This window comes from Actinoplanes sp. NPDC051343 (assembly GCF_044455125.1).
In the GTDB taxonomy this organism is placed as follows: Bacteria; Actinomycetota; Actinomycetes; order Mycobacteriales; family Micromonosporaceae; genus Actinoplanes.
In genome coordinates this window covers 1-6220 of record NZ_JBITEL010000034.1, presented here as the reverse complement: position 1 = coordinate 6220, position 6220 = coordinate 1, and the positions used below count along the sequence as shown (strand labels likewise).

The window sequence follows — 6220 nt, the reverse complement described above, 5'->3', positions numbered from 1 at the left end:
TCATCTCTTTCTACCTTCCCGGGCCCCCCCCCGGGGCGCGGTGGCTTACTACCGTTTGGCTTTTTTGTCCCGGGGGGGGGGCGGCCCCCCCCCCCCCCCCCCCCCCCCCGCGCCCGTACGGAGTCAGCTCTGTTCCGCCACGAATCCACTCACCCACGCGAGGGCCGAATTCCAGTTGATGGCCTCTTCGTTGGTCGAGTACGACTGGATGTCGTCGATGTAGCAGAACTGTGCGATGCACCCGGCCAGCTTGCTCGCCGCGTACGGGTCCTGGAGCGAAGAATTCGCTCCGCCGGCCAGCGTGCCCACCGGGGGGTGCGGCAGGGTGGGGTCGAGTTCGTGGGCATACCAGCGGCTGTGCGTGTTCTGCGGGCTGACCTCTCCATATCCGGTGACGTAGGAGCGGTTGAGCGCGTTGCGCCCGAGCAGATAGTCGAGGCCGACCAGCACGCCGTCGCGATATTTCGGATGCCCGGTCAGTTGATAGGCGGACGCGAGCACGACCATGTTGTTGAGGATGGCGCTGTTCGATCCCCAGTCCCACATGTTGTTCGCCGGCGCGTAGGGAATCCCGTACGCCTGTGCCTTCTGAACGGCCAGGTACTTCTCCGCCCCCTGGACCACCGACGCCTGCACGGCCGCCCGCCCGGGCAGGCGGTTCGGCACCAGCGCCAGATCGAGCCGGCCCGCCGCTGCCGTCGACGCCCAGTCGAAGGCGCCCGCGCCGAAGATGTCGGCCGTGTTCAGCGGCGAACTCACGACGTCCTGCTGGTAGGACCGGTCACCGGTCGTGATGAACAGTTCGGCGGCCGCCCAGTAGAACTCGTCGGTCGCATTGCTGTCGTTGTATGCCCCGCCGCCATTCCCGTCCGACTCCGGCGCGTACAGGGAAGGGTTGGCCTTGGCCGCCGCATATGCGGTCTTCGCTGCCGAAAGCGCACGCTGCGCGAAGGCCGCGTCATACGGTTTGAAGATGCGCGCCGCCTGGGCGGCGACCGCGGCCAGGTTGAGCGTGGCCGCCGTCGAGACCGGGTGCAATTCGCGCGGCTGCGGATCCTGGCTGGGCAGCAGCGGCAGGCCGGTCCAGTTCTGGTCGTGGATTTTGTGGTGGACCAGGCCGGACGGCGCCTGCATTTCGAGCAGGAAGTTCAGCTCCCAGCGGGCCTCGTCGAGAATGTCCGGGACACGGTTGCCGCTCTCCGGGATCTTGAGGTCGACCTTGGACAGGCCGGCCCGGTCGCGTTCGTATTCGCTGAGCATTTCCCAGGTCGAGATGCCGCCGTTGACCACATATTTGCCCTGGTCGCCCGCGTCGTACCAGCCGCCGCGCACGTCCAGTCGGTAATCGCAGACGCCGGCCTGGCAGGGCACCGCGCCGTCGCCCTGGTTGGGCGCGACGTCGATATGACCGGCCGCGCGACCGTAGCCGGGCCGCAACGAATCAAGGATCTCGATGCCGCTGCGCTGCGTGTAATAGAACTTCAGAGCATCGGCCCGGAGGCTCTGATAGGCCGTCGTACCGATGTCGAACGGCCGGCTCGTGTCCCCGTCGGCCGTGATCGTGTATCCGGTGCCGGGCTTGGTAAATCGGCCGAAGTCAATGGTCTGCACGTTCTGCCCGGACGAGACATCGGTGCCGCGCGGCTGGGCCTTTCCGACGGCCACGGTCGCGCCGGCGGCATTGCGCAACTGCCAGGGCAACGGGCTGGTCGCGGTGGTCACGACGGTCGCGGTTTTCGGTCCCTTCGGGACGTACGCGACCTGATTGACCCGGACGCGCGGCCCGGTGTCCGGCACGTAGACCTCCGGCGGTACGCCGCCGATCAGCGAGACGTTGTCGACGCAGAAATGCCAGGGTTCGGCGCTGCCGCCGACCTGGAACGCGACCTGACCGCTCGCCGTGTCGGTTTTTTGAGTGAACGTGTATTCGTAGTGTGTCTCGTCGGCCAGCACGGGCGACTGCTCGAAGTAGGTGTCATACGGATCGACGGCCAGACCGACGATCGCCCGGACCACATGGCCGGCGTCGCCGCTCGCGTCGAAACTGAAACGGTAGCTCTGACCGGCGACCAGCGCAACGTCGTTCTGCCCGATCGCGACATCCCAGCGGTTGGTGGTCCCGCCGGGCACGTCGACACAGGCCTGACCGTTCACGATCGTCATGGGCATGCCGGCGGTCGACCAGAACGGGTCGGTGGTCCCGTCGAAGCCGCCGTTCTTGACCTGCTCGACCTCGTCGGCGCTGGCCGGCGCGGCGGCCACGCCCGTCAGCAGAGCGGATACGCCGATCAGGGCGATCAGGCGCGTTCGGGAGCGCTCCCAAATAGACATGCGAACATATTGATGGCCGTGACGACAGGCTGTCAACGAGGGTTCACGCAGGCCGGGACGTTAGGCTCGGCACGTGCCCACCGGGATAGCGCTGCGCGACGTACGCGCGCAGCTGTTCGACGCCGCCGAACGGGTGCTGCTCCTGCACGGGCCGAGCGCCCTCACGTCCCGGGCGGTGACCACCGAGGCGGGGGTTGCCAAGGGCGTCCTGCACCGGCACTTCACCGACTTCGACGACTTCCTGGCAGCGCTGATCTCGGACCGGAGCAAGCGGGTCTCGGCCCAGGCCGAGGAACTGCTCGCCGCCGCCGGCACGGGAACGGTCGTCGATAACCTGACCACGGTACTGACGTCGCTGTTCACGTCGGTCGCCGTCGGCATCATGAGCCTGATCATCTTCCGCGATGAGCTACGGGCACGGTTGAAGGCCGCCCACCCGTCGGGGATTCCCCTGCTGTCCACGGCCGGCGAGATGATCTCTTCCTACCTGGTCGCCGAGCGCACCCTCGGGCGCTTGTCGCCGTCCGCCGACATCGACGCTCTCGGGCTGGCGCTGATCGGGTCGGGGCATCTGTTGTTCGCGGCCCGGTCAGAAGACCCCTCCGGGTCGGTCTCGCGGGTGGTGGCCGGGATTCTGGCGGGCTCGTTGCGCTGACGCCCGCAGCCGCCCGGGCACGCACTTGTCGCAGCGGTCACGGCCCGACAGCGGCAGCAACCCGGCGCGGCGCAATGTCGACGCCGATGATCGCCGAGGAAACGGGCCGGCGCGGCGCACCGTCGACCGCACGATGATCTGCCAGGAAGCGGCCCGGCGCGGCGCAATGTCGACGCTCGCCCAGGAACGGCCGGCGCGGCGCGTCATCGACGCTCGCACAGGAACGGCCCGGCGCGGCGCACCCTCGACGCTCGCCCAGGAAACGGCCCGGCGCGGCGCACCCTCGACGCTCGCGCAGGAAACGGGCCGGCGCGGCGCGTCATCGACGCACGATGATTTGCCGGGCTTAAAGCGTCGGGTCGATCGGGCAAGAGCTTTCACAGGCCGGGGGCGCCCGGCCCCTGCCGGCGGGCGGCGCTCGGGCGAATGCGGGCCGGCTCATCCTTCAGTCCTCGCGGATGAGGACGTCGGCGCGTCATGAGCCACGGATTGCGGATCGGTAACCGCCTCCGCCAACCCTAGTTGTTGCTCGAACTTCTCCCGACTTCTCGCAGCCAGGTCAATTTGAGCTGGATTGCGCTTGAGGAAACAGCACTCAAGTCTTAGGTAAAGGTCTGCGCAGAATAAGCGCCATGTTGCCTTGACAATAGCTGGATTCTGAATTCTTGGTGTCCGGCGGCGAGCAACATGACTGTAAACAGAGACCAATACGCTGATAAATCCGCCAACACCGAAAACGTACTGCACCCAGGCGGCCGACATGGCGGCGACCTATTGTTTCTGTTTGATGGGAGTACCACCACGCACGCCCTCACTTAGAAGGAACGGATCAGCCGATGGTCAGGTCTTTCGATAGATCATCATGGAGACCCTTCTCGATGCGGCGCCTCGCCGCGGGGTGCCCGGTGTAGCCACGACACACAAAGCAGGCCGCGTTGCGCGGAACGCGAGCGCGGCTCTCGCGCGTTGCCGGACCTGGCGGCCGGGTCCTGGCTGGAGCGGCGGGCGGCGGGCGGCGGGCGGCGGGCGGCGGCGCGGGCTGGCATGCTGGGGCGCATGGCGGCGGCGGAAGATCAGAAGGTGATCCTGCTGGAGTACCTGCAGGGCGGGCGCAAGGCGGTGCTGTGGAAGCTCGACGGGCTGTCGGACTATGACGTCCGGCGGCCGCTGACACCCACCGGGACCAACCTGCTCGGCCTGGTCAAGCATCTTGCCTGTGTGGACGCGGGGTATTTCGGGGTGACGTTCGGGCGGCCGTTCCCGGAGCCGATGCTGCGGTGGGACAGCGATGCCGGGTTCAATGCGGACATGTTCGCGGCCGCCGACGAGAGCCGGGAGCACATCGAGGGGCTCTACCGGCGGGTGTGGGCGCACTCGGACGCGACGATCGAGGCTCTGCCGCTGGATGCGCCGGGCGAGGTGCCCTGGTGGGGTGACGCCGGGAAGACGACGCTGCAACACGTGCTGGTGCACATGATCCAGGAGACCGGGCGGCATGCGGGGCACGCCGACATCCTGCGCGAGATGATCGACGGAGCGGCCGGTGCGTGGCCGGGCAACTCGAGCATGGCCGAGGTGGACGCGGCGCAGTGGTCCGAGCATCGCGAGCGCCTGGAGGAGATCGCGCGGCGGGCGGCGGGCTGATGTTCGACGGGTTCCGGCTCGAGCAGGTCGACCTCGGTGAGGTCGTGCTGCGGGTGCGGCACGGCGGGTCGGGGGCGCCGGTGGTGCTGCTGCACGGGCACCCGCGTACGCACACCACCTGGCACGCGGTCGCGCCGCGTCTCGCCGGACGGTTTTCGGTGGTGGCGCCCGACCTGCGGGGGTACGGCCGGTCGACGCTCCCGGCCGACCGGCCCGGCCATGCCCAGTCGTCCAAGCGGGCGATGGCCGGTGACGTCGTGCGGCTGATGGCGCACCTGGGGCACGACCGTTTTGCGGTGGTCGGGCACGACCGCGGCTCGCTGGTCGCCTTCCGCACGGCGATGGATCACCCGGCGGCGGTCACGCATCTGGTCGTCATGGACGGTCTGCCGGTCGTCGAGCATCTCGAGCGCGCCGACGCGAAGTTCGCGCAGGCCTGGTGGCACTGGTGGTTCCTCGGTCAGACCGACAAGCCGGCCGAGCGGGTCATCTCGGCGGACCCGGACTCGTGGTACCGCACCGCGGAGCCGGAGAAGATGGGCGCCGGCAACCACGCCGACGTGTGGGCGGCCCTGCGCGATCCGGCGGTCGTGCACGGCATGTGCGAGGACTACCGGGCCGGGCTGGGCATCGACCGGGAGCACGACGAAGCCGACCGGGCGGCCGGGAAGCGGGTCGCCTGCCCGGCCATGCTGCTCGAGTCGAAGCACGACGACCTGGACATCCACGGTCACCCGGCGGCGATCTGGGCGCCGTGGCTCGTGCGTCCGCTGCGGCATCGGCTCATCGACTCGGGTCACCATCAGGCCGAGGAGGCGCCGGACGCGGTGGCGGAGGCGCTTCTCGAGTTTCTGGCCCACGATGGCTGAACGGGATCCGGCTCGGGTGATGGCGGTCAGCGACGGGGTCATCGCGATCGCGGTCACGCTGCTCGTGCTGGAGATCAAGCCGCCGGAGGACAGCGCGCACCTGCTTCACGGGCTGCTCGCGTTGTGGCCGTCCTATCTCGCGTACGTCGTGACGTTCATGCTGATCGGCCAGATCTGGGCCAACCATCACGTCATGTTCGATCACATCCGGCACGCCGACCGCACGATCCTGTTCCTCAACACCCTCCTGCTCATGGACGTTTCGTTCCTGCCCTTCGCCGCCTCGGTGCTGGCGAAGTCGTTCCGTGACGGCGAGGGCGAGCGGGTCGCGGTGGCCCTGCACGGCATCGTGTTCTGGCTGGCCGCGGTCATCTTCAACCTGATCTGGGGCTACGTGCGCCGCGACCCCGGCCGGCTGTCCGGCAACATCGACCAGGCCGGCGTCCGGTCGGTGGGGCGCCGGTTCCGGCTGGCGCTGGCCTGGATCGGCCTCGGGGCGCTGCTGGGGGCGTTCGTCCCGCTGCTCGGCGTCGCCGTGACCGCCGCGTTCGTCGTCTACTACTGGCTCCCGATCTCCGGGGAGCTCAGCTTCTGGAGGTCCCGGGCCCATGACTAGACACCTTTCCGGTTGGGGGTCTGGCGCAGATCCACTGTGACGCTTGCGGGTGATCGTCTCGGTAACCCGTCGTCGAGTCTGCTGAGCTGTATGCGATACGGCGAT

At 68.5% G+C, this 6220-nt stretch carries 5 protein-coding genes; 4 read left to right on the top strand and 1 reads right to left on the bottom strand.

The features are described 5' to 3' along the window. Nucleotides 1-123 precede the first annotated feature (123 nt). Entirely contained in the window at nucleotides 124-2331 is a 2208-nt protein-coding gene (locus ACIA5C_RS48055; RefSeq protein ID WP_396068001.1) for a glycoside hydrolase family 9 protein, read from the bottom strand. 73 nt (nucleotides 2332-2404) lie between these two features. Here ACIA5C_RS48055 and ACIA5C_RS48050 point away from each other — a divergent pair, with 73 nt between their 5' ends. The 4 genes from ACIA5C_RS48050 (at nucleotide 2405) to ACIA5C_RS48035 (ending at nucleotide 6115) form a co-directional block, all read left to right on the top strand. Next, the gene (locus tag ACIA5C_RS48050; RefSeq protein ID WP_396067999.1) at nucleotides 2405-2986 is read left to right on the top strand and encodes a TetR/AcrR family transcriptional regulator; all 582 of its coding nucleotides are present in this window, start codon (nucleotides 2405-2407) and stop codon (nucleotides 2984-2986) included. Between the two features lie 1056 nt (nucleotides 2987-4042). Next, a complete protein-coding gene (locus ACIA5C_RS48045; protein WP_396067997.1) occupies nucleotides 4043-4630 on the top strand; it encodes a DinB family protein in 588 nt (195 codons plus the stop codon). Further along, a complete protein-coding gene (locus tag ACIA5C_RS48040) occupies nucleotides 4630-5499 on the top strand; it encodes an alpha/beta fold hydrolase (protein ID WP_396067995.1) in 870 nt (289 codons plus the stop codon). The genes ACIA5C_RS48045 and ACIA5C_RS48040 overlap by 1 nt, the downstream gene beginning before the upstream one ends. Beyond that, entirely contained in the window at nucleotides 5492-6115 is a 624-nt protein-coding gene (locus tag ACIA5C_RS48035) for a TMEM175 family protein (RefSeq protein ID WP_396067993.1), read from the top strand. Before ACIA5C_RS48040 ends, ACIA5C_RS48035 begins: the two co-directional genes overlap by 8 nt. Nucleotides 6116-6220: the final 105 nt, after the last annotated feature.

Coding starts and splice junctions, on each gene's coding strand:
- ACIA5C_RS48055 (WP_396068001.1), bottom strand. CDS start 2,331: ATGTCTATTTGGGAGCGCTCCCGAACGCGCCTGATCGCCCTGATCGGC.
- ACIA5C_RS48045 (WP_396067997.1), top strand. CDS start 4,043: ATGGCGGCGGCGGAAGATCAGAAGGTGATCCTGCTGGAGTACCTGCAG.
- ACIA5C_RS48040 (WP_396067995.1), top strand. CDS start 4,630: ATGTTCGACGGGTTCCGGCTCGAGCAGGTCGACCTCGGTGAGGTCGTG.
- ACIA5C_RS48035 (WP_396067993.1), top strand. CDS start 5,492: ATGGCTGAACGGGATCCGGCTCGGGTGATGGCGGTCAGCGACGGGGTC.